The 24,088-nt window shown below is 59.1% G+C and carries 20 protein-coding genes; 11 read left to right on the plus strand and 9 right to left on the minus strand.

Going from position 1 to position 24,088, the window contains the following annotated elements; genetic code table 11:
* Nucleotides 1–19 precede the first annotated feature (19 nt).
* Both GM668_RS24940 and GM668_RS24945 read left to right on the plus strand, forming a co-directional pair.
* Nucleotides 20–1,144 (plus strand): M14 family metallopeptidase, encoded by a 1,125-nt coding sequence (locus GM668_RS24940; RefSeq protein WP_155441684.1) that lies wholly within the window; start codon nucleotides 20–22, stop codon nucleotides 1,142–1,144.
* Between the two features lie 3 nt (nucleotides 1,145–1,147).
* A complete protein-coding gene (locus GM668_RS24945; RefSeq protein WP_155441685.1) occupies nucleotides 1,148–1,612 on the plus strand; it encodes a CYTH domain-containing protein in 465 nt (154 codons plus the stop codon).
* A 37-nt stretch (nucleotides 1,613–1,649) separates the two neighbouring features.
* Here GM668_RS24945 and GM668_RS24950 read toward each other — a convergent pair whose 3' ends face one another.
* A complete protein-coding gene (locus GM668_RS24950) occupies nucleotides 1,650–2,951 on the minus strand; it encodes an NHL domain-containing protein (RefSeq protein ID WP_155441686.1) in 1,302 nt (433 codons plus the stop codon).
* A 382-nt stretch (nucleotides 2,952–3,333) separates the two neighbouring features.
* On the opposite strand from GM668_RS24950, the gene GM668_RS24955 reads away from it, so the two are divergent.
* From GM668_RS24955 to GM668_RS24970, 4 genes are read left to right on the plus strand one after another with little or no spacing between them, the layout of a single operon-like run.
* Entirely contained in the window at nucleotides 3,334–5,808 is a 2,475-nt protein-coding gene (locus GM668_RS24955) for a DUF6531 domain-containing protein (protein ID WP_155441687.1), read from the plus strand.
* Nucleotides 5,805–7,193 (plus strand): RHS repeat domain-containing protein, encoded by a 1,389-nt coding sequence (locus GM668_RS24960; protein WP_155441688.1) that lies wholly within the window; start codon nucleotides 5,805–5,807, stop codon nucleotides 7,191–7,193. The genes GM668_RS24955 and GM668_RS24960 overlap by 4 nt, the downstream gene beginning before the upstream one ends.
* Before the next feature lie 21 nt (nucleotides 7,194–7,214).
* Nucleotides 7,215–8,024, plus strand: coding sequence for an RHS repeat domain-containing protein (locus GM668_RS24965; protein ID WP_155441689.1), 810 nt, complete (start codon nucleotides 7,215–7,217; stop codon nucleotides 8,022–8,024).
* A 35-nt stretch (nucleotides 8,025–8,059) separates the two neighbouring features.
* Entirely contained in the window at nucleotides 8,060–8,518 is a 459-nt protein-coding gene (locus tag GM668_RS24970) for a tetratricopeptide repeat protein (RefSeq protein WP_155441690.1), read from the plus strand.
* A 128-nt stretch (nucleotides 8,519–8,646) separates the two neighbouring features.
* On the opposite strand, the gene GM668_RS24975 is transcribed toward GM668_RS24970, so the two are convergent.
* From GM668_RS24975 to GM668_RS25010, 8 genes are all read right to left on the minus strand, one after another.
* Nucleotides 8,647–9,312 (minus strand): hypothetical protein, encoded by a 666-nt coding sequence (locus GM668_RS24975; RefSeq protein WP_229499886.1) that lies wholly within the window; start codon nucleotides 9,310–9,312, stop codon nucleotides 8,647–8,649.
* A 27-nt stretch (nucleotides 9,313–9,339) separates the two neighbouring features.
* Entirely contained in the window at nucleotides 9,340–10,737 is a 1,398-nt protein-coding gene (locus GM668_RS24980) for an alkaline phosphatase (RefSeq protein WP_155441692.1), read from the minus strand.
* Nucleotides 10,738–10,770: 33 nt separating this feature from the next.
* On the minus strand, nucleotides 10,771–12,234 hold the full coding sequence (locus GM668_RS24985) for an alkaline phosphatase (RefSeq protein WP_155441693.1): 1,464 nt from the start codon (nucleotides 12,232–12,234) through the stop codon (nucleotides 10,771–10,773).
* A 141-nt stretch (nucleotides 12,235–12,375) separates the two neighbouring features.
* Entirely contained in the window at nucleotides 12,376–13,644 is a 1,269-nt protein-coding gene (locus GM668_RS24990) for a DUF2863 family protein (protein ID WP_155441694.1), read from the minus strand.
* A gap of 130 nt (nucleotides 13,645–13,774) precedes the next feature.
* A complete protein-coding gene (gene acnA, locus GM668_RS24995) occupies nucleotides 13,775–16,483 on the minus strand; it encodes an aconitate hydratase AcnA (protein ID WP_155441695.1) in 2,709 nt (902 codons plus the stop codon).
* A 170-nt stretch (nucleotides 16,484–16,653) separates the two neighbouring features.
* The gene (locus GM668_RS25000) at nucleotides 16,654–17,145 is read right to left on the minus strand and encodes a hypothetical protein (RefSeq protein ID WP_155441696.1); all 492 of its coding nucleotides are present in this window, start codon (nucleotides 17,143–17,145) and stop codon (nucleotides 16,654–16,656) included.
* Nucleotides 17,142–18,137 carry an HpcH/HpaI aldolase/citrate lyase family protein gene (locus GM668_RS25005; RefSeq protein WP_155441734.1) on the minus strand — a complete coding sequence of 332 codons (996 nt, stop codon included), beginning with the start codon at nucleotides 18,135–18,137 and terminating at the stop codon, nucleotides 17,142–17,144. The genes GM668_RS25000 and GM668_RS25005 overlap by 4 nt, the downstream gene beginning before the upstream one ends.
* 135 nt (nucleotides 18,138–18,272) lie before the next feature.
* Nucleotides 18,273–19,262, minus strand: a complete 990-nt coding sequence (locus GM668_RS25010) for a malate dehydrogenase (protein ID WP_155441697.1) — start codon at nucleotides 19,260–19,262, stop codon at nucleotides 18,273–18,275.
* Between the two features lie 430 nt (nucleotides 19,263–19,692).
* On the opposite strand from GM668_RS25010, the gene GM668_RS25015 reads away from it, so the two are divergent.
* The 5 genes from GM668_RS25015 (at nucleotide 19,693) to GM668_RS25035 (ending at nucleotide 24,076) form a co-directional block, all read left to right on the plus strand.
* Nucleotides 19,693–20,481, plus strand: a complete 789-nt coding sequence (locus GM668_RS25015; protein WP_155441698.1) for a GntR family transcriptional regulator — start codon at nucleotides 19,693–19,695, stop codon at nucleotides 20,479–20,481.
* A 298-nt stretch (nucleotides 20,482–20,779) separates the two neighbouring features.
* Complete coding sequence (gene sdhC, locus GM668_RS25020) at nucleotides 20,780–21,199, plus strand: succinate dehydrogenase, cytochrome b556 subunit (protein ID WP_155441699.1); 420 nt, start codon at nucleotides 20,780–20,782, stop codon at nucleotides 21,197–21,199.
* A gap of 2 nt (nucleotides 21,200–21,201) precedes the next feature.
* A complete protein-coding gene (gene sdhD / locus GM668_RS25025; RefSeq protein WP_155441700.1) occupies nucleotides 21,202–21,567 on the plus strand; it encodes a succinate dehydrogenase, hydrophobic membrane anchor protein in 366 nt (121 codons plus the stop codon).
* A gap of 3 nt (nucleotides 21,568–21,570) precedes the next feature.
* Entirely contained in the window at nucleotides 21,571–23,349 is a 1,779-nt protein-coding gene (gene sdhA / locus GM668_RS25030; RefSeq protein WP_170305817.1) for a succinate dehydrogenase flavoprotein subunit, read from the plus strand.
* Between the two features lie 16 nt (nucleotides 23,350–23,365).
* Nucleotides 23,366–24,076 (plus strand): succinate dehydrogenase iron-sulfur subunit, encoded by a 711-nt coding sequence (locus GM668_RS25035; protein ID WP_155441701.1) that lies wholly within the window; start codon nucleotides 23,366–23,368, stop codon nucleotides 24,074–24,076.
* The last annotated feature ends 12 nt before the right edge of the window (nucleotides 24,077–24,088 follow it).

The following is a 24,088-nucleotide window of genomic DNA, read 5'->3' on the forward strand; positions in this document are numbered from 1 at the left end:
AACAACACGGGACACCCCCATGACCATCAAAATCAGCCAAAACTTCGATTCCGGCGCCATCGAAGTGGTGCGTGCCGATACCCCGGCTACCATCGAACTGAAGCTGCGCGACGATAACGCCGCCGATATCCGCCAGTGGTTCCACTTCCGCCTGCAGGGCGCGCGCGGCCAGGCCGTGACGATGCGCTTCCTCAATGCGGGCCAGGCCACGTACGCCAAAGGCTACGAGGGCTACCACGCCGTGGCCAGCTATGACACGGAAAACTGGTTCCGTGTTCCGACCACGTTTGACGGCGAAGTCATGACTGTCAAGCACACGCCGGACCTCGACAGCGTCTATTACGCGTACTTCGAGCCGTATTCGTGGGAACGCCACCTGCGCCTGCTGGGCGAAGTGGCGGAAAACCCGATTGCCCGCGTGCTCGATATCGGTTCGACCGTGGATGGCCGCGACATGAACCTGGTGGTCATCGGCGAACCCGAAGCGGAAAAGAAAATCTGGGTTATCGCGCGCCAGCATCCGGGCGAATCGATGGCGGAATGGTTTGTCGAAGGCATGATCGATGCGCTGCTGGACGACGCCAACCCGATCGCCCGCAAGCTGCTGCAGCGTTGCGCGTTTTACATCGTGCCGAACATGAACCCGGACGGCTCCATCCGCGGCAACCTGCGTACCAATGCCGCGGGCGCCAACTTGAACCGCGAGTGGATGACGCCGACGCTGGAACGTTCGCCGGAAGTGCTGTGCGTGAAAACGAAGATCCACGAAACCGGTGTCGACATGTTCTTCGACATCCACGGTGATGAAGCGCTGCCGTACAACTTCGTGGCCGGCAATGAAATGCTGGAAAACTTCACGCCGGAACAGGCCGCCGCGCAAAAAGCCTTCATTGACCGCTACAAGAATGCGTCGCCGGACTTCCAGGACACGTATGGCTATGCCGCGTCCAAGTACAAGGAAGACATGCTGACGTTGGCGTCGAAATACATCGGCCACCACTTCCAGTGCCTGTCGCTGACCCTGGAAATGCCGTTCAAGGACAATGCGGACTTGCCGGATGCGCACGTGGGCTGGAATGGCGCGCGCAGCGCCGCGCTGGGCCGCGCGATCCTGCAGCCGATCCTGCTGTCGCTGGACGATTGAACCATGGGCATCGAGATCGAGCGTAAATTCCTCGTCACGTCCGATGCCTGGATGCAGCAGGGCGAACCCGTCCTGCTGCGCCAGGGCTATCTGTCGTCGCACCCGTCAAGGGTCGTGCGCGTGCGGATCGACGGGACCAAAGCGATTATGACCATCAAGGGCAAGAACGTGGGCGCGAGCCGGGGCGAGTGGGAATACCCGATCCCGATGGAGGATGCTAAAGAATTCCTCGACAAGCTGTGCGAACAGCCCATCATCGAGAAATACCGCCGCCGCATTCCGTATGCGGGCTTCGTGTGGGAAGTCGATGAATTCCTCGGCATCAATGCCGGGCTGGTGGTGGCGGAAATCGAATTGCCGTCCGAAGACCAGGCATTTGACAAGCCGGACTGGGTGGGCGAAGAAGTCACGCACGACAAGCGCTACCTCAACTCCAACTTGATTACCCATCCGTATTCGAGCTGGTGATGCGCTGCGGGGCGCAGCCTGCGCCCCGCATTCCTTCTTATTGCACCTTCACGCGGCGGATGTCCACCGCGCGCAAGTATTCAACCGTGCCGTTGTCGCCCATGCGCACCCTCGACGCATACAGCTCGGGATGCGCCAGGTCGCGGAATGCGCCTAGTCCTGCCGCCAAGGTCGTCACCGTGCCGGACGACGAGATGCGGCGTAGCCTGCCTTCATCCATCACGTACACATTGCCTGCGCTGTCGGCCGCCAGCGAATTCGGCAATTCAAAACGCGCACTGCCGCTGTCGCCGTCCACACTGCGGTCTTCTTTGCCGCCGGCCAGGATCGTGACGTCGCCAGCCTGCGTGACTTTCAGGATATAGCTGCCATCGATCACATACAGCGTGCCGGCAGGATCACTGGCGATGGCTACCGGGATGGCCAGGCGTGCGCTGCTGCCTTTGCCGGGGACCGGCGCATCCGGGCATTTGGGCGCGCTGCTGGCCATGTCGCAGCCATCGCCAGCCAGCGTGCTCCACGAACCATCCTGGGCAATCTTGCGCACTTTGCTGCCGTCCAGTGCATACAGGTTGCCATTGCTGTCGAAGGCGAAGCGGGGCGAATACGCGGTGGCCGCGCCGGACACGCCGTCCACCGGCCCCTGCTTGCTGTCATACGCCGCCGTGCGCGTCAGTACCGTTGATTTGCCATCTGGCGTGCGCTTGCGGATGGTCAAGCCTTGCGCGGCGCTGCCTTCCGTCAGGTAGAGCGTGCCATCCTTAAGTCCGCCAATGATGCCCTGGCTGCCCAGCCCATTGATTTCCGCAACGTCTGCGCCGGCTTTGACGCGCACGAATTTCAATACCGGTGCGGCATAGGTCACGTAATAGCCGCCATTGCCATCCGGCGCGAAACCGCGTGGTTCACCCTGGATGAGGGGCTTGCCGGACGTACCGTTCGGGTACGCCTGCCACCACGCAGGCAGGCTGGCCACCAGTTCCGATGCGGGCGGCGGCTGCAATTTCAGCGCGAAGGTTTGCGTCTCATCCCCCATTTTCGCTTCGATGGACGTGGTCGTGGCTGTGGCCGTGACGTCGGCAGGCGGCGTGTAGACCGCGCTGCGCGTGTCGCCGCTGGGCGTCAGCGTGCCCGTTGCCCCCGGCAGCAAACGCCACGTGACCTTATCCGACTTCCTGCCGCCGCTTGCGTTTAATGTGACGCCACTGCCGCCTTGCATGACGGTGGACGAAGTCGCCTGCACGGTCAGCGGCTTCAGGTCGTTTGTGTTGCAGGCGGTCAAGCTGGCAGCCAGGGCGGCGGCCAGCGGGAGGAGGGCTAAGCGGGAAAACTTGGTCATGTCGTTCCGATGTTAGGGAAAAAGCTGCACTGTAACGGCACGGGGTGTTGATCAATCTCACAAAATCTCACTTTGGCATGTAATAAGTGTAATTTTGTGTAATGTTGGCAGGAAATACTTGGCAATTGGCGGGGTGTAAGGCGCTCGATGAAAAGCGTTGTAAGGGTTGAATTTTATCTTGGCTACATCGCAACCTTTTGAATCTAAAAGGAAAAATATTTTAGGCTTGAGATTTTTGGTGAGAATTCAGCGTGGAACTTCAGTTTAAAGTTGCGGGGATTTCTGTGTGGAAATACGATTTTTAGGAGTTCCCTATGCTTTTTCAAACTAACTGCGCCAACGTTGCCCGCCCGGTCCGCGCGTCAGAAGCCGGAGGCAAGCAATGAAGCAAAAGCTTATCTGCGTAGCCACCCTCTTTGCAGCCGCACATGCGCATGCTGATATGGATGTGGTCATTGCCAATTCCCATTACCAATGGGGTGGCAATTTTGTCACGGGCGGTGCGTTGTATTCGGCTTGCGCCAACCTGGTCAACAGCGTTCATGAGAATGTCACCACATGGTGCGGCGCCAGTGCGCCGAATGTTGCGCCTGATGGATTCGCGAGTATCGTTGGTGGATGGATCTATGACAAGACGCTGCCATCGGGAGCGCCCAAGACGTACTATTACTTGTCCGCCTATGCCTGCACCGACAGTAAAAAGGTTCGCTATTTTGCGGACGTCAAACAGTGCGTCCCCATTACGGAAGTGACGACACCGACGCCGTCTGATCCCAAAGTCAATGGCCCTTCTTGCCCGCAGAACCAGCAGGACCGGCAGCCGTCCTGCGGCAACCCGATCGGCATCGGCTCCGGCACCAAAACACAGCAGGAAATCGATTACGAAGACCGTTCTGCCGGGTTGCCATTGTCCTTGATTCGTACGTATAACTACGGCCAGAATCTGGTATCGGGCATCGCCGGTTCTTTCGGCACCTATTGGACCCATCCGGTGGACCGCAAGATCCAGTTATTGCCGAACCGTGTGGTCACCAAGTGCTATATCCGCAGCGACAGTGGTGCCCAGTTTTGTGAAAGCGCGCCCGTCTCCAGCACGCCGCAAGCCATTTCTGTCACCCGGCCGGATGGCCGCATCTATTACTTCAACCGTTCCAGCGATGGCTGGGTTGGCGATGCCGATGTGAATGCCCGCGTCAGCGCTCAGTATGGAGCGGACGGCATCACACCGGAAGTCTGGACGTATACGTCACCGGACGGGGATGTCGAGCAATACGACGCCAACGGCAGATTGATTCGCCTGACTGCACGTACGGGCGCTTTCCAGCGCTTTACCTACAGCGATGGCGTCACCAACGATACCAATGTGGGACGTATGCCTGCCGATGCGCCGGCATGTCCGAATGTGCAGCCTGGCGCCGTCAACAAGGCCGGCCTGCTGCTGTGTGTGACGGATAACTGGAACCGGCAAATCCAGTTTGAATATGATGCGCAGGGGCGCGTCAATAAAGCCTATGACCCTGCCAATCAGGCATATCTCTATGCCTACAACGGCAGCACTGCCGGCTGTGTACTCAACGGCACCTACAACAAGGCTTGCGAAGCGGGCAACTTGACGCAAGTGACTTACCCTGATGGGAAGAAGCGGACCTACCACTACAACGAAAAGGCGCGGATCAATGGTGGCTCGCCCTGCAACAACAGCGTGGCGCCCGTTAGCGCCACTTATGGCTATCTGCTCAATGCGCTGACCGGTATCACGGACGAGAAGGGAGACCGTTATGCGAGCTGGGACTATAACTGCAAAGGCGCGGTGATTGGTTCCGAGCATGCGGGCGCGGTGGAAAAAGTCCGGGTTGCGTATGGAACGCCGGCTGCCGATGGCTCGCGAACTAATACCGTCACGTCTTATCTCGGTACGCTGGCCAATCCTGTCACGCTGGTGCGCAACTATCACTTCAAGATCATTCTGGGCGTTGCCAAAGTCGATACGCTGGACCAGCCTTGCGCCGGCTGCGACAACATGATGGCCCGTACCTATGATGTCAACGGCAACGTGCTGACTGCAAAGGACTGGAACGGCAACCAGACCAACTACACCTATGACATGGCCCGCAATCTGGAAACCAGCCGGACGGAAGCCGTGGGCAGCAGCGTGGCCCGGACCATCAAGACCGAGTGGCATGCGACGCAACGCCTGCCGGCAAGAATCGCCGAGCCGCTGCGCATTACCACCTACACCTACGACGCCAACGGCAACGTGCTGACCAAGTCGGTGCAGGCAACGACAGATACTTCGGGCGCGCAGGGTTTCAACGCTACTGCCGACGGCACGCCACGCAACTGGACCTATACCTATAACGAACTGGGGCAAGTGACCACTGTGACGGCTCCGCGCAATGCAATCACCACTTACAGCTATGACAGCGAAGGGCGATTGGCCAGCGTCACCAATGCGGTAGGCCACGTTACGACACTAAGCAATTACGATGTCAACGGCAGGGTGGGCCGGATCACGGATCCCAACGGATTGGTTACCGACATGACGTATACACCGCGCGGCTGGATAGCGTCCAGCACCACGGGAGGCGAGAGCACTGTATATGAATATGACGGCGTAGGGCAGCTCATTAAAGCCACGCAGCCTGACGGCGCCTGGGTGTCATACACCTACGATGCAGCGCACCGTTTGACCGCCATCACTGACCGCACCGGCAATAGCATCACGTATACGTTGGACCTGGCGGGGAACCGCATCAACGAGCAAGTCAAAGACAGCGGTGGTGCACTGGCGCGGCAGATTAGCCGTACGTACAACACGTTGAACCGCCTGACCCAGATTACCGGAGCCCTGCAATGAAGCGCACGTTCCCTACACTCCTTGCCGTAGTACTGGCTTCGCTGGGCAGTTCGGCCACGGCTCAGGTGCAGAATACGACCACCACGTACACGTATGACACGGTGGGCAACCTGAAGCAGGTGACCGATGCGTTGAACCAGATCACCAAGCATGATTACGATGCTTTGAACCGCCGTATCAAAACCACGGATGCGAAAAACGGCATTACCCAGTTTGGCTATGACGGCCTGGATCAGCTGAACAAGGTGACCGATGCACGCAATCTGGTGACGACCTACACCATTGACGGCCTGGGTAACTTGAGCAAGACCACTAGTCCGGATACCGGCATCACCAGCCGCGCCTACGACGACGCGGGTAACCTCGCCACCAGTACTGACGCGAAAGGGCAGGTTACAAGCTACGCGTACGACTTGTTAAACCGTGTCATCTCGGCCAGCTATAGCGACGGCACCAGTGCGTCTTACGTATATGACCAGGGAGACTATGCGCTAGGCCGTCTGAGCCAGATTACGGACGTCAGCGGCATCACGCAATACAGCTACGACCAGCATGGTCGGGTGATCCTGGAAACCCGCACGATTGCCGGCGTGGCGTATGCGACTGCCTATCGGTATGACACGGGCGGACGGCTGTCAGGCATGACCTACCCGAGCGGGCGCAGCGTTGACTATACGCGCGACAGCATGGGGCGAATCGCAACGGTGACCACGACGATTGGCGGTGTCAGCATGACGCTGGTCAGCGGCGTGCAGTACCAGCCATTTGGCGGACTGAAATCGATGACGTTTGGCAATGGTCAGGTGTATAGCCGTACCTATGACCTCGATGGGCGCATGGGCAGCTATACATTAAATGGTCAGGTGCAAACCATTGCGTATGATGCTGCCAGCCGTATCACTGGTGTGACGGATGGCGGCAACGCCAACAATAGCCGTACGTATGGATACGACCAACTGGACCGGCTGACCAGCGAGCAGTATCCGAACAGCAGCCGCAGCTATATCTATGACGCGGTAGGCAACCGTACCCAATCCATGCTGAATGCAGCTGCTACCAACTACACCTATGGCTCAACCAGCAACCGCCTGGCGCAAGCCGGTGGCAGCACGATCGGTATGGATGCCAATGGCAGCACCACGAACAATGGCGCCGGGAGCCAGTTCAGCTATGACGCACGGGGACGCATGGTGTCGGCCACCACGGCGATTGGCGTGGTGACGTACAAAATCAATGCGCTGGGACAGCGGGTGGTGAAAACCACGCCGGCCTCATCGACGGTGTTTCATTATGACAGAGGGGGCAAGTTGATTGCCGAGAGCAGCGACGGGACGGTCACGGAATATGTGTGGCTCGACGATATGCCGGTGGCGGTGCTGAAGTGATCAACAGGGAAGGATAATCAAGTGAATAAGCAGATGATGAAATGCCTGGCGTTGCTGTTGGTCTGGCTGGGATGCATGACAGGCGTGCGCGCTGCGGGGGAGGCGGCTGTGTACTATCTCCAGACCGACCAGCTGAATACGCCGCGGGTGATTACAGACCAGAGCCAGGCTGTGGTGTGGAAGTGGGAGAGTGATGGGTTTGGTTCAATACCGCCGAACGAGCAGCCGGGGACGGCGCAGGCGTTCGTATTCAATCCACGGTTTGCGGGGCAGTATTTTGATCGGGAAAGCAACCTCTACTACAACTACTATAGGGATTACGATCCTCAGGCCGGGCGATATATGCAAAGCGACCCGATTGGGCTCGGGGGCGGGATTAACACATATGCCTACGTAAATGGGAGTCCTTTGAATACAATAGACCCGACTGGTGAAGTCGGTGTTCTAGCACCAGCCGCTGCTGCCGCTACAGCTAGTGAGGGTGCTGCGCTAAGTTCCAACCCGGTTGGTTGGGTTATCGCAGCAGGGCTGGGTGGAGCTTACGTTGGTACACTGATCTACGACAACTTTGAACCACAGATTAGCAAAGCAACAAGTTGGGCATTTGGCGATCCTACTATGGTTTTACCACCCAACGTATTAATTGCTGGCAATGGTGGCGTCGGCAATTCTTCAGGAATTGGTACGAATACTCCATATAAGCATTGCCGAGACCTCAAGGGGCGTCCTGGGTGGATCGAATGCAAGGACAAGAAGAGCGGGAAGTGGATTCCTAAACCAGCGCCTCCAGGATGGCCATTTAAGAAAGAGATTTGCGAGGTGGTCCGATAAATAATACCGTTGTGAATTCCGACTTTGGAGGCTTTATGGATACAGACGAGCTATTTCGCCAAGCTAATGCTGCTTATGAAAAGGGAGATTTTACGGAGGCATTTGCTATTTTTACTCATGCAGCTAATGGAGGGGATTGTCATGCGATGACCCGTCTAGCCACAATGTATGAGTTGGGCGAAGGCGTGCCTGCTGACTTATCGAAGTCAATCGAATGGGACCTAAAAGCAATTGCTGCAGGTAGCCGGTCATCGATTTTGAATTTAGGCTTGACGTATAGAAGTCTTGGAAAAAATGGCGACGCCCAAAAATGGTTTGAGAAGGCTCTTGAGCAGGGAGATGGTGAGGCAGCATTTGAATTGGCAAAGCTGTACAAGCTTGAAGATGAGAATTCTCCCTTAATCAAAAAATACTTGCTTTTGGCCGTGAGTGCCGGAGATTTGTCCGAAGAGACTGCTAAAGAGGTTCAGAACTGGCTGGCAAAAATAGGGTAGATGTCGGTCTGAACTGCATTGCATGAAGGTGGCGCCGCAGAGTACTGCTGTGGGCAGTTGCCTTGCTCACCCAACAAGCGCCATCTCCAGTGCTGCTTGCAGATGGCGTCGTTAAAAAACGTTACGGCTTAATCCAGAAAATCCGCATACTCCCTCTGGCTAAACCCCGCCAGCCGCGTCCAAGGCAACACCGCATTCGCCTTGGCCAGCGGCTGCACTTCAATCCGCTGGAATTCCTGCCCCGCGCGGTCACCCGCTTCAATCACCAGCGCCACTTGCCGCTGCTCATCCCACAGCACGCGCTGGAACCGCCCGTTTTTTTCCCGCTCGCGCCAGCGGGCGCCTTGCACATTGGACGCACGGGAAGACAGCGGCATTTCCGCCACGGACTTCGGCGATACCAGATAGAAATTCGCATCCCACGCCCCATTGAAGCTGACGTTGTCGTATTCCCCCGGCGGCACCGCCACACGCTCGCGCGCTTGCTGGTCGATGTACTCCAGCTTGACCTTGCCGCCCTCCAGCATCACGTGGCGCGCCAGGCGCACAGGATTGAAATGCTTATGCTGGCCCGGCGTGGCTTTTTCATGCGCCACTTGTGCCGGCAAGACGCGTTCGACCCACACGTGGCCGGCGCGGCGCTGCCATTTTTCTTCGTAGCGGCTTTCACGCGTGACGCCTTCGTCCGTCACGACTTTGGTGTAATAGCTGACACCAAAGTCGAGATCAGCAGCAGCCGGCGCGGCCTGGGCAACCACTGCACCCAGGATGGCCGGCAGCAGCAGGGCACGCATCAGTAATGACTGCAATGCCTTCATCGCTTAAAACCCGAATGCCGATTTCAACAGCGAGAACACTTTGGTGTTGTCGAGCGTCCCCTTGAACGGCTTCGCGCCGGCGCCGGTGGCGAACAGTTTCACGTCGCCGCCGCCGTGCGTCTCGCTGGCCAGGCGCACCCCGGTTTCTTGCAGGTAGTTGTCGCCCAGCGCCGTGGCGCTGTCGATGCTGGTGCGCACGTTAGGGCGGTTCGGGCCGTTGCCGAACACCAGGGTCGTGTAGGTATTGCCATCCGCATCCTTGCCCGGCTGGTTGTCCGTGTAGTTGCGGTTAATGTCCAGGATCGGGTTGCCGCGTTTCGCATAGCCGTTGATGGCCAGCGTATGGTCGTGGTCGGCGGTGACGACAATCAGCGTGTTGGCCAGGGTTGGATCGGTGGCGCGGGCCTTGTCCAGCGCGGCTTTGATGGCGTCGTCGAAGGCAATCGTGTCGACCAGTGCGCGCTTGGCGTTGATGCCGTGCAGCGCGTGGTCGATGCGGCCACCTTCGACCATCAGGAAATAGCCATTCTGGTTTTGCGAAAGGATGTCCATGGCTTTCACGGTCATTTCGGCCAGGCTCGGCTGCGTAGCGCCTTCGGCTGTCGTGGTGCGGTCCAGTTCATATTGCAGGTGGCTCTTGGCACTGTACAGGCCGATGAATTTCTTGTTCAGCGGGGCATTGGCCATATCGGTTTTCGTGGCCGCCACCGTGTAGCCTTTGGCTGCCATTTCCTTCAGCAAGTCGCGGCCGTCAGCGCGGCCCGCCTTGTTGCTGGCGCTGTCGAATGGCGTGAAGTGGTTGCGGCCGCCGCCCATCAGCACGTCGACGCCGTCGCCCAGCGCCGCGTTATAGCCAGCGCCGCCCGGGACGATTTGCGCGGCAATCGCATATTGCGCGTTGCGGTTGCAAATGTGCGAGAACGTGGCCGCTGGCGTCGCGTGCGTCAGTTCCGTCGTCGTGATGGAGCCGACTGCCTTGCCCTTGGCTTTTGCCAGTTCCAGGATGGTCGGCACGGATTTGCCGTTGGACGCGGCGCAGTTGTTGACGCCCAGGTTGCCGTTGGCATCTTTGCCTGGCTCCGTGGCCACCGTGTCGGACGACATCGAGATGACTTCATTGTTCATCTTTACGCCCGTCATGTAAGCAGCCATCGACGGCGCGCTATCGGTGGTTTGCGCATCGTTGGAGTATGTCTTGATACGGGCCGTGCGCTCCAGCTTGTCCATGTTCAGGCTGCCGTCTTCGCCGTATTTGAAGATGCGGGCGGCCGTCACGGTCGATGGGCCCATGCCGTCGCCGAGGAAGAAGATAATGTTTTTCGCGTCAGCGGCAATAGCGGCCTGCGTGAAAGCGGCGCCAACCGCGAGGGCCAGCAGGGAGCGGTGCAAATTGCGGGTCATGATCAAGTCCAGTTCGAATAAGGTGGTATAGCGTTACAGGCCGGCGGCGGATTTCACGAGGGCGTTGACGCGGGTGTTGTCGATGGTGCCGAGGAAGGTGTCCGAACCCATGCCGATGGCGCCGAGGAACACGTCGGTGCCGCCGTGGGTTTCATTGCCGGCCGTGACGCGCACGATGGCTTCCTGGTGGTACGTGTTGGCGCTGGTGACGCTGTCATCCAGGCTGGCCATGGCCGAGCGGTTGCCTTGCGTGCGGTTTTCGCCATTGCCGAAGCCGATGATGGAATACGGTGCGCCGTCCAGGTCTTTTTCGGTGGCGCCCGTCACGTAGTTTTTCACGGTGCCCAGCACGCCTGCGTTGGATGCGGAAGTTTTCCCCGTGCGCTTGGCGTAGCCGTTCAATACCAGCGTGTGGTCATGGTCGGCCGTGACGACGATCAAGGTGTTTTTCAAGTCAGGATCGGTCAGCTTGGCTTTTGCAATGGCGGCCTTGATGGCGTTGTCGAACGCCACCGTGTCTTGCAGCGCTTTCTTGGCAGTGGTTTCATGCAGCGCGTGGTCGATACGGCCGCCTTCCACCATCAGGAAATAACCCTTGGTATTTTTCGACAGCACGTCCATGGCCTTGGTGGTCATGTCGGCCAGGCTCGGTTCTTTGGCTGGATCGCGGTCCAGGTCGTAGCTCATGTGGCTGGACGTGAACAGGCCGAACAGGCGGTCGGTCTTGGCGCCGTCAATCGCGTTGAACTCGGCCGCGTTGCTGGCGACCGTGTAGTTCTTGGCTTTCATTTCATTGATCAGGTTGCGGCCGTCCGCACGCTTGCCGCCATCCTTGAAGGGAATGAAGAACTGGCTGCCGCCGCCCAGCACCACGTCGATGCCGTTCGTACCCAGCGCGCTGTTGTAGCCTGCGCCGCCGGGCACCATCGCCGCAGCAATATCGTTTTCCAGGTCGCGGTGGCAAATGTGTGCATACGTTGCAGCAGGCGTGGCGTGCGTGATGCGGGTCGTGGTGACGACGCCGGCTGCATATCCCTTGGCCTTGGCCAATTCCAGCAAGGTGGTGGCTGGCGTCCCATTGTTCGTGCCGCAATTGTTGCCCAGCTTGTTGCCGTTGGCATCGGCGATCGGCGCGACGGCGGTGGTATTGGACGACATCGAGATGACTTCGTTATTCATCTTTATGCCGGTCATGTAGGCCGACATCGATGGCGCGCTGTCCGTCACTTGCGCATCGTTCGAGAAGGTTTTCACGAACGCGGTTTCCGGCAAGGTGTCCATCGTCAGCTCGCCGTCTTCGCCCACGGAATAAATGCGGGCAGCCGTCATGGTGGCCAGGCCCATGCCGTCGCCGAGGAAGAAGATGACGTTTTTCGGCGCAGGCGCCGGCGTGGATGGCGTGCCGGGGGCGTCCGGGCCAGGCGAAGTTTTACCGCAGGCGGCAAGCGCCAGGGCGACGAATACGCCAGCAGCGGCGCGCAAAGGTTTGATCGACATGAGAGTTGGTCCGGCTGTTAAAAAACGGCACGATAGCAACGCTGTATGACCGGCTCATGACGAAAAGATATTTAAATTGAATAACGTAAATGCAAAACGGGCGCTTGCGGGCGCCCGTTTTTTGTCCACTCCACCGCTGGATCAGTGGAAGTGTTCATTCCCCGCCGGTGCATCTTCCGGCATTTCCGCGTGCACCAGTTCGCCCGCAGGATCGGCAAACAAGGGCGCGCCGCAATCGTCGCAATACTCGGACACGTAGCGTTCACCGAGCTTCTTGACGGTGGTGACGCCGGCCGCGTTCAAGTGTTCAACGATTTCTTCCACCGGCGTACGCGGCTTCAGCAATTCCGCCAGGTTACCGCCCGAAATCGGGCCTTCCGGCGGCGTGCCTTCTTCATCTTCCTGGCCATACAGCGGCCACACGACGCCATACACGACATCCGTGCTCTGGCGCGGCGTGAAGGCCACGCGGTATTCATCGACCTGGCCATTGCCGGCCTCTTCGCCAAACGCGGCAATCACGGCGCGCAAGTCCGATGGCTCGACAGCCAAGGTATGGGTCAGGTAGTGCACGGCGGCGCGGATCGATACGGGACGGATCAATTTATCGGCTTCGCGGCATGCCATGTAATACGCTTCCGGCAGCAGCAATTCCACGCCGCAGCCCGGCAGCAGGCGGTTCACGGTCGGCAGCGCCTGCGTGCGCCACTGTTCCAGCGCATTCTTGCGCTCATCCGCATAGTGCGCGGCGGCCGACGGCATTTGCCAGCGGAACAGGGGGCCGCCATGGGGCGCCACCACGGCTGCCAGCAAGTAGCGGGTGTCGGCCAGGAACGGCGCGGTTTCCGGCACTTTGGTTTCGGTTTTGTACGCGACACCTTTCAATGCCGCCTGCGCCAGCTTTTGCACTTTGCCATACGCTTCCGCATGGGTGCGCGGCAACTGGTCGATCGAATACAAGGTCGACGCCATCGCCATGTGCGTGCCATCGGCCAGCAAGTGGGCGGAGAAGTGTGCGGACAGCGTATTGAGCACGTCGGCAGGAATCGGGCCGGATGCAATGGAAAAGCGGGTCCACGCAAGGATCGGGGCTGCCACCAGCAACACGTCGTACTTGGTGGAAACGCCGTCAGCCTCCACCGTGATGGTGGCGGATTCACTGACGGCTTCGACGCCATCCATCAGCACGTCGTAGGCCGTCAAGTCGTCGCGGAACAGCGTGTTCAGCGACGCATCGATCGTGTCCTGGTGGCCGGACTTCAGCAATTTGTGGATGTGCTGGTCCAGCGATGCTTCCCAGTTGCGCTCTTCGAGCCGGCTGGCGGACTGGCCCACGGCTTGGGCAAGGGTGACGAGGCGCTGGCTGTCGGCAGTAAGTTTGGGTGTTGAATCTTTAGATGGTCGACGCATAGCGCTTACAGTTTCTCTCTGTAGGAAAATTCACGTTAGGCATATTGTAGTGGATTCGGCGGCATGCGGCGGGCAATAAAAAACGCCGGACGAATCCGGCGTTCCTTGGCAAGCGCAAATGCTGGCCGGATTATGCTGCCAGCAGCTGGCGCAGCACGAATGGCAGGATGCCGCCGTGCTTGTAGTAATCCACTTCGATCGGCGTATCGATACGCAGCAAGACTTTGACTTCCTGCTTCGAACCGTCTTCACGGTTGATCACCAGCGTGCACAGCTGCTGTGGCTTGATTTCGCCTTCCAGGCCGGTCAAGTCATACGTTTCCTTGCCGGTGATGCCCAGCGATTCAACGGAATCGTTGCCGATGAATTGCAGCGGCAGCACGCCCATGCCCACCAGGTTGGAACGGTGGATACGCTCGAACGAACGGCAAATCACGGCTTTCACGCCCAGCAACTGGGTACCCTTGGCGGCCCAGTCGCGCGACGAGCCGGTGCCGTACTCTTCGCCGCCGAACACCATGGTCGGCGTGCCGTCAGCCACGTACTTCATGGCTGCGTCGTAAATCGACATTTGTTCGCCGCTAGGCTGGTGGATCGTGATGCCGCCTTCCACTGCGGAACCGTCGGCCTTCGGTGGAATCATCTTGTTCTTGATCCGCACGTTGGCGAAGGTGCCGCGCATCATGATTTCATGGTTGCCGCGGCGCGAACCGTACGAGTTGAAGTCGGCCTTTTGTACGCCGTGTTCTTTCAGCCATTTACCGGCTGGGCCGTCTTCCTTGATCGAACCGGCCGGCGAAATGTGGTCGGTGGTGATCGAGTCGCCAAACACGCCCAATGCGCGCGCACCGGTAATGCCGGAGGCGGCAGCGGCCGGTTCCATCGTAAAGCCGTCGAAGAATGGCGGTTCGGCGATGTAGGTGGAATCCGGCCAGTTGTAGACCTGGCCTTCGGTGGACGACACGGCTTCCCACAGCTTGCCTGGGTTGCCCTTGACATCGGCGTAGTTATCCTTGAACAGCTTGGAATTCATCGCGTGCTTCATCAGCGCCTGGATCTCAGCCGACGTCGGCCAGATGTCGCCCAGGTACACGTCTTTGCCGCCAGTGCCTTTGCCCACGGGTTCCGTCATCAGGTCGCGCGTCACGTTGCCGGCAATGGCGTAGGCCACGACCAGCGGTGGCGAAGCCAGGAAGTTCGAACGGATGTTCGGGTGGATACGCGCTTCGAAGTTGCGGTTGCCCGACAGCACGGCGGACGCCACGATATCGTTCGACGTGATCGCCGCATTCAATTCCGGCGTCAGGTCGCCCGCGTTGCCGATGCACGTGGTGCAGCCATAAGCCGCCACGCCGAAGCCCAGTTTTTCCAGGTAAGGCAGCAGGCCGGCGGCGGTCAGGTATTCCGTCACCACGCGCGAGCCGGGCGCCAGCGACGTCTTAATGTGCGGCGCCACTTGCAGGCCCGCTTCCACGGCTTTCTTGGCCAGCAGGCCGGCCGCCAGCAGCACGGATGGATTCGACGTGTTGGTGCACGACGTAATGGCGGCAATCAGCACGTCGCCATTGTGCACCTTGACGCCGTTCGACGTTTCATACTCGGTGGTCAAGTCGTCGGCGCGCTTGTTGAAGCCGTTTTCCGATACCGGTTTCGAGAACAGGTCGGTGAACGTGGCTTTGACATTGCCGATTTCAATGCGGTCCTGCGGACGCTTCGGACCGGCCAGCGATGGCGCCACGGTCGACAGGTCCAGCGAAACCACGCGGGTGTAATCGATGTCGCCCGCTTTCGGCACGCCGAACAGGTTTTGCGCCTTGAAGTATGCTTCGAACGCGTCGATTTCCTGCTTGGTGCGGCCGGTGCCCTTGAAGTATTCAATGGTGGCGTCGTCGACCGGGAAGAAGCCCATGGTCGCGCCATATTCCGGCGCCATGTTGGCGATGGTGGCGCGGTCGGTCAGCGACAGCGTCTCGGTGCCTTCGCCGAAGAATTCCACGAACTTGCCGACGACTTTTTCCTTGCGCAGCATTTCCGTAATGGTCAGCACCAGGTCGGTCGCGGTGCAGCCTTCGCGCAGCACGCCGGTCAGGTTCACGCCGATCACGTCCGGGGTCAGGAAGTACACGGGCTGGCCCAGCATGCCGGCTTCCGCCTCGATGCCGCCCACGCCCCAGCCCACCACGCCGATACCGTTGATCATCGTCGTGTGCGAGTCGGTGCCGACCAGCGTGTCAGGGTAGTACACGGATTCATTGGTTTTATGGACGCCGCGCGCCAGGTATTCCAGGTTCACCTGGTGCACGATGCCGAAGCCCGGCGGCACGACGCCGAACGTGTCGAACGCCTGCATGCCCCATTTCATGAACTCATAGCGCTCGTTATTGCGCGAGAATTCCAGCTTCATGTTCAAGTCCAGCGCTTTTTTCTCGCGGAAGTGGTCGATCGTCACGGAGTGGTCGACCACCAGGTCCACCGGCACCAGCGGCTCGATTTTCTTTGGATTCACGCCCATTTTCGACGCGACGTTGCGCATCGCAGCCAGGTCGGCCAGCAGCGGCACGCCGGTGAAGTCTTGCAGCACGACGCGGGCCACGACAAACGGGATTTCATCGACGCGCTCGGCGGTCGCGCCCCAGTTCGCCAGTTGCTTGACGTGTTCTTCAGTCACTTTCTTGCCGTCGCAATTGCGCAGCACGGACTCCAGCACCACGCGGATCGATACCGGCAGGCGCGAGAGTTTGACACCCAGGCTCTTTTCCAAGGCCGGCAGCGAGTAAAACTTGCCTGGCTTGCCGGCGATATCGAATTCCTTCAGCGTGTTGAAAGTGTTGCGGGACATGAGATCTCCTTCAGTGGGTATCGTCAATTATTAATATTCTTGCTACAGGTGAGGCGTGCTTAAATCGTGTCGCCGGATGTAGGGCGGATCATGATCCGCCTTGCATGCGGTTGGCGGCGCATGGCGGATTACGCGCTAAGCGCTAATCCGCCCTACAGCTACAACTGCGATTAACCTTGCGCCGGTGCCGGATTCAATTGTTCCGGGCTCTTGCACTCATTGGCCAGCTGGCGGTTTTGTTTGGAATCGAGCAGCATGCCCTTGGCTGGAATACCGATCCAGATCAAGCCGTACAGCTTGTTTTCAAAGCGGTGGGCGCCCGTCGTGGTGCCGACGCGCGTCAGACGGTGCAAACGCTTTTTCCAGCGCAGCGCGATATGGTCATCGTCGCCAGCGTTGGTATAAATGGCAATCTTGTTGCCGAGTTCACAGTTGAATTCCGTGACGGAGGAGTCGGTCACGGAAGGTTCGTCGGCTTCTTCCTTGTCGGCCGGCGACACGGCAGGGGCGGCGCCGGTTTCCGATGGCTTGGCCGCTTTCTTGCCTTTGACGGCGGCTTTCTTGGCCGCTTTGGCGTGGGTATCGACTTCCGCATGGGCGGCGCCGGCAAACGAGCCCAGCGCCAGTGCGCAGGCCAGGAACAAATGGGAGACAGTCTTCATGATACTTCCGATACAGAGGTGTTAAGCAGGGCCGAAGCCGATTCCGGCAATGTCAGTCCGGCAAGACGCGCGCGTTGCAGCACAGTCCAATAATACCGGTAGCTGGCGCGGTCGTGCAGGCGGCCGCCATGGGAAATTGGGCCCCATTGTGCCTGCGCAGCGTCGTGCAGGATGTGGGCCGCCTCATTCACTTCCGACAGGCGCGGCGTGAATGCCTTGATGACAGGCTTGATCTGGTTCGGGTGGATGCTCCACATGCGCGTATAGCCGAACTCGGCGGCGGCACGCTGGGCATCGTTGGCGACGACGGCCGGGTCCTTGATTTCCGTCGTCACGTTATGCGACGGCACTTTGCCGTGCGCATGGCAGGCGGCGGCGATTTCCAGTTTCGCGCGCACTACCAGCGGATGCGTGAACTGGCCCGGCGTGCGCATGGCATTGCCCGGCACGGCGCCATAATGCGACGACACGAAATCCATGATGCCGAACGACAGGCATTCGACTTGCGGCAGGGCGGCGATGTCATGCACGTCGCGCAGCGCGCCGTGCGTTTCAATCAGCACGTGCACGGGCAGCGCCTGGCGGCCGGCCTTGTTGGCGTGGTGGTTGACCAGGTCCACGGCTTTTTTGACTTCCGCCAGGCTGTCCGGTTTCGGCAGCACGACGTAAGCCAACTGTTTGGCAGCCTGGCCGACTATGATTTCAATGTCGCGCTCGAAGTGCTGGCTGTGCAAATCATGCACGCGCGCGCCAATGCGGTTGAATTTGTTGCCTTCGTCGCGCAGCATGGTTGCCACCAGTTCGGCGTGCGCCACTTCGGCGCCGGCGGCGGCGCCATCTTCGCAATCAAATGTGATGTCGAACAGGGGACCAATTTCTTGTTGCAAGGCAATCGACTTGCGCATCAGCTTTTCAGAACCCGCGTAATGGTCGCAGGAGGGGAGTAGCAGCGGCTGGCGTGTGCCCTGGAATAAGACCTCGGAAGGATGCATGGATGTCGGGATGGGGGATGCGGGGACGGGCTGGGTATGCGGAAGCGCCGCCTTGCCACCGGCTGATCCGGAAGCAGGGCGGCGCGTGCGGCTGATGGCTGGTTTAACCGGTTCCATGTCGCCGCGTGTGCCGGATTATGGCAGCAGGTGTTTTACGCCTTCACGCTCTTCGGTCAGTTCCTTCAGCGTGATGTTGATGCGCTCTTGCGAGAATGCGTCGATTTCCAGGCCCTGGACGATTTTGTATTCGCCGTTTTCGCAGGTCACTGGGAAGCCGAACATGGTGCCTTCCGGGATGCCGTAGGAACCATCCGATGGCACACCCATGGTGGTCCACTTGCCGTTGGTGCCCAGTACCCAGTCACGCACGTGATCGATTGCCGCGTTGGCTGCCGACGCTGCCGACGACAGGCCGCGTGCTTCGATGATGGCGGCGCCGCGCTTGCCCACGGTTGGCAGGAACACGTTGGCGTTCCATTCCTGGTCGTTGATCAGGTCCTTGACGGACTTGCCGTTCACGGTGGCGAAGCGGTAGTCGGCGTACATGGTTGGCGAGTGGTTGCCCCACACGGTCAGCTTCTCGATGTCTTTCACCTGGGTGCCGGTCTTGGCAGCCACTTGCGACAGCGCGCGGTTGTGGTCCAGGCGCAGCATGGCGGTGAAGTTCTTCGCTGGCAGCGAAGGAGCCGATTTCATGGCGATGTAAGCGTTGGTGTTGGCTGGGTTGCCGACCACCAGCACTTTCACGTTGCGCGAAGCAACGGCGTCCAGCGCCTTGCCTTGCACCGTGAAGATCTGGGCGTTAGCTTCCAGCAGGTCTTTACGCTCCATGCCTGGGCCGCGTGGACGGGCGCCAACCAGCAGGGCAACGTCAGCGTCTTTGAACGCGGTCATAGGGTCGGAGTGAGCGGTCATGCCTGCCAGCAGCGGGAATGCGCAGTCGTCGATTTCCATCATGACGCCTTTCAGCGCTTTTTGCGCTTTTTCGTCAGGGATTTCGAGCAGTTGCAGGATGACTGGCTGGTCTTTGCCCAGCATGTCGCCGTTGGCGATGCGGAACAGCAGGGAATAGCCGATTTGGCCGGCAGCGCCAGTGACGGCAACACGCATTGGGGTTTTAGCCATGATGAATCTCCAAAGTGATGGAATGAAAACGGAAGCTATGGGCCCGGTTCGGGGAAAAATGTAATGATACCAAAAGCGGTCGGGAAAATTGCGCCAACCTCGTCATCGCGGCAGACTCGTCAGTCCCGCGCAGGCGGGATTCCATAGGCTGTTGGCCGGAGTTGCTCAGCATGGATCCTCGCATTCGCGAGGATGACGGGCGGCCACTATCATTTAAATGATACAAGACCGCAAAGTTCAATTTGCCTTTCACCGGTAGTGCGACTATGCTTTTCTGATCCAGGTGTCAACCAGGCTGGCCAAATAAGCACAACTCCTGAGTGTAGGCTTCCCTGGACTTTCTGTCAACGCTATCTTATGTCTTATATAAGACAGATAAGTTGACGTTTTTTCTGGACGGCAGTGGGGTTTTGTGGTGAAATGCCAGCCCATGAACAACGCCTCGTCCAATCTGAATACCGCGAACTTGCAAAGTGCATCCGGCTCCCAGGCCGGCGGCCCATCGCCAACGTTTTCGCCGCTGTACCAGCAGATCAAGGCGCTGATCACGCAAAGCTTGCAGTCCGGCGAATGGAAGCCGGGCGAACTGATCCCCAGCGAAGTGGAATTGGCCGGCCGGTTCAAGGTCAGCCAGGGCACTGTGCGCAAGGCGATCGACGAGCTGGCGGCGGAAAACCTGGTGGTGCGCAAGCAGGGCAAGGGCACGTTCGTGTCGACCCACCACGAAGCGCGCGCCCATTTCCGCTTCCTGCGGCTGATGCCTGACGAGGGCGTGCCGCACTATCCCGAATCCAAATTTATCGAAGTCAAGCGCATGCGCGCGCCCGCCGACGTGGCGCGCCTGCTGGAATTGAAATCCGGCGATGCGGTTGTCTTCATCAAGCGCGTGCAATCGTTTGACGGCATTCCCACCATCGTGGAAGAGCTGTGGTTGCCCGGCTTGATCTTCAAAGGCCTGACAGCCGAGCGTCTCAATGAATACAAAGGGCCGATGTATGGCCTGTTCGAATCTGAGTTTGGCACCCGCATGATCCGCGCGCAGGAAAAGATCCGCGCTGTGTGTGCAGGCGATTCCGAAGCGGAATTGCTGCAGCTGGCTGCCGGTACTCCACTGCTGATGTCTGAACGTGTGTCGTTCACGTATGGCGACAAGCCGGTTGAGCTGCGCCGCGGGCTGTATTCCACCGCGCGCCACCATTACCAGAACGATTTGAGCTGATCCTCTAAACACACGGAAATAGCATGATGCGGCTAGCTAATATTAACAACGGTGTATCGTCAGCCGCAGGAAAGTAGTCGAACCGATTTGATTCAGGAGACGCGCAGTCCCGTGCCAGCGGGGCAAGACCTGCGCCAATAAAAAAGTGGCATGTCGAAATGGCATGACCCGATAACGGCAAACTGGGCGATAAAACATAATTATCGTTATATGTAACAATAGATATTGGTCTGGACAGTGAAAATAGGCGAAAATCGCTGTCCTGCAAAATTTTAGTTATAGATAGGGAGGTCTTGACATGTCAGAAGCCGTAAGGGAAGCAAGAAAAGAACGGCCGAAGTTCACCAACATTCATGTGACGGAATTGTCCAACTACCGCATGCCATTGGCGGCGATTGTGTCGATTTTGCACCGCATCAGCGGTTTCATGATGTTCGCTTTGTTGCCAGTCGTGCTGTATCTGCTGGAATTGAGCATCCGTTCGGAAATCTCGTTTGGCTATCTGCAGGGCATCGCCCAGCAGCCAATCACCAAGCTGGTCATCCTGGCTCTGGTTTGGGGTTATTTCCACCACTTCTGCGCCGGCGTACGCCACCTGGTCATGGACATGCATGTGGGCCTGGACAAGGATTCGGCGCGTAAATCGTCCGCGACTGTGCTGACCATCAGCCTGGCTCTGACCGTGCTGGTCGCCCTGAAACTGTTTGGAGTGTTCTGAAAATGGCAAACAATAATATCGGACCAAAACGCCTGGTTGTCGGCGCCGGTTACGGCGTCAAGGACTGGCTGGCACAGCGCGTGACCGCCGTGCTGATGGTGGTCTACACCGCCGTCCTGCTGATTTCTTTCTTGACTGGCAGCAACTTCACGTATGAAGGCTGGGCCGGTCTGTTCGCAAAACAATGGTTCAAGCTGTTCTCCGCAGTGACGTTGTTTGGCCTGTTCTACCACGCCTGGGTTGGCGTGCGTGATATCTGGATGGACTATGTGAAGCCGGTTGGTGTGCGCCTGGCGCTGCAAATCGCAACCATCCTGTGGCTGGTCGGCTGCGCCGCCTGGTCGGTTCAAATTCTGTGGAGCGTATAAATCGTGGCAGCAATCAAATCTGCAATTCCTTCCCGCCGCTTTGACGCGGTGATCGTCGGCGCCGGCGGTTCCGGCATGCGCGCCTCCCTGCAACTGGCAGAAGCCGGCCTGAACGTGGCCGTGCTGTCGAAAGTCTTCCCAACCCGCTCGCACACCGTGGCAGCGCAGGGCGGCATCGGCGCATCGCTGGGCAACATGGCTGAAGACAACTGGTTCTGGCACATGTTTGACACCGTCAAGGGTGGCGACTACCTGGGCGACCAGGACGCGATTGAATTCATGTGCCGCGAAGCACCGAAAGTCGTGTACGAACTGGAACACTTCGGCATGCCATTCGACCGCAACCCGGACGGCACCATTTACCAGCGTCCATTCGGCGGCCACACCGCGAACTTCGGCGAGAAAGCCGTGCAGCGCGCCTGCGCCGCGGCTGACCGTACCGGCCACGCACTGCTGCACACGCTGTACCAGCGCAATGTGCGCGCCCGCACCCACTTCTTCGTTGAATGGATGGCTTTGGACCTGATCCGCGACGCGGACGGCGACGTGGTCGGCGTAGTGGCCCTGGAAATGGAAACCGGCGACGTCATGATGCTGGAAGCGAAGACCACGATCTTCGCCACCGGCGGTGCAGGCCGTATTTTCGCCGCATCGACCAATGCATTCATCAACACCGGCGACGGCATGGGTATGGCGGCGCGTGCCGGCCTGCCGCTGCAAGACATGGAATTCTGGCAGTTCCACCCGACCGGCGTGTCCGGCGCGGGCGTCTTGATCACGGAAGGCGTGCGCGGTGAAGGCGGTATCCTGATCAACTCGCAAGGCGAGCGTTTCATGGAGCGCTATGCGCCGACCTTGAAAGACCTGGCGCCGCGCGACTTCGTGTCCCGTTCGATGGACCAGGAAATCAAGGAAGGCCGTGGCTGCGGTCCGAACAAGGACCACGTGCTGCTGGACCTGCGCCACATCGGCAAGGAAACCATTGAAAAGCGCCTGCCGTCGATTCTGGAAATCGGCCACAAGTTCGCCAACGTCGATGCGACCAAGGAACCAATCCCGGTCGTGCCAACCATCCACTACCAGATGGGCGGTATTCCGACCAACATCCACGGCCAGGTGGTGACGCCTGCCGGCGATGGCACGCAAAAGGTCGTCAACGGCCTGTACGCAATCGGCGAATGCGCTTGCGTCTCCGTACACGGCGCGAACCGCCTGGGCACCAACTCGCTGCTGGACCTGGTGGTCTTCGGCCGCGCAGCCGGTAACCACGTGGTGGCACAAAACCTGAAGCAAAAAGAAAACAAGCCTCTGCCGAAAGACGCAGCGGACTTCGCGCTGAACCGCCTGAACAAGCTGGAAACGTCGACCGGTTCGGAAAAAGTGCAGGACGTCGCCAACGACATCCGCGCGTCGATGCAAAAGTTCTGCGGCGTGTTCCGTACCGACGAGGCACTGAACGCCGGCGTGAAAGCCATCATGGAACTGGACGAACGCCGCAAGCACGTATCGTTCAAGGACAAGTCGAAAGTGTTCAACACGGCCCGCGTGGAAGCGCTGGAACTGGACAACCTGATCGAAACCGCCAAGGCAACCATTACCTCGGCTGCGGCACGCAAGGAATCGCGCGGCGCCCATGCGCACAACGATTACCCGCAACGCGACGACGACAACTGGATGAAGCACACGCTGTGGTTCTCCGAAGGCAACCGCCTGGAATACAAAGCTGTCGTCACCAAGCCGCTGACGGTTGAAACCTTCAAGCCAAAAGCACGTACTTTCTAAGCAAGGGCTCAAGAACATGCCACGCACTCTCAAATTCAAGATTTACCGCTACGACCCGGACCGCGACGCCAAGCCTTACATGCAAGACTTGACGGTGGAACTGAAAGACACCGACAAGATGCTGCTGGACGCGCTGCAGCGCATCAAGTCGGACGTGGATGACTCGCTGGCCCTGCGCCGCTCGTGCCGTGAAGGCGTTTGCGGCTCCGACGCGATGAACATCAACGGCAAAAACGGCCTGGCCTGCACCACCAACCTGAACGAACTGACGGAACCTATCGTGCTGCGTCCGCTGCCTGGCCTGCCAGTCATCCGCGACCTGATCGTCGACATGACCCAGTTCTTCAAGCAGTACCATTCGATCAAGCCATTCCTGATCAACGACTCGATTCCGCCGGAAACCGAGCGCCTGCAGTCGCCTGCGGAACGCGAAGAACTGGACGGCCTGTACGAGTGCATCCTGTGCGCGTGCTGCTCGACGTCGTGCCCGTCGTTCTGGTGGAACCCGGACAAGTTCGTCGGCCCGGCCGGCCTGCTGCAGGCGTACCGCTTCATCGCCGACTCGCGCGACGAAGCCACCGGTGCCCGTCTGGACAATCTGGAAGACCCATATCGTCTGTTCCGCTGCCACTCGATCATGAATTGCGTTGATGTTTGCCCGAAAGGCCTGAATCCGAACAAGGCGATTGGCAAGATCAAGGAATTGATGGTCCGCCGCGCTATCTAAGTCGTAACGACG

The organism is Pseudoduganella ginsengisoli, assembly GCF_009720865.1.
GTDB classification, from domain to species: Bacteria; Pseudomonadota; Gammaproteobacteria; order Burkholderiales; family Burkholderiaceae_D; genus Rugamonas; species Rugamonas ginsengisoli.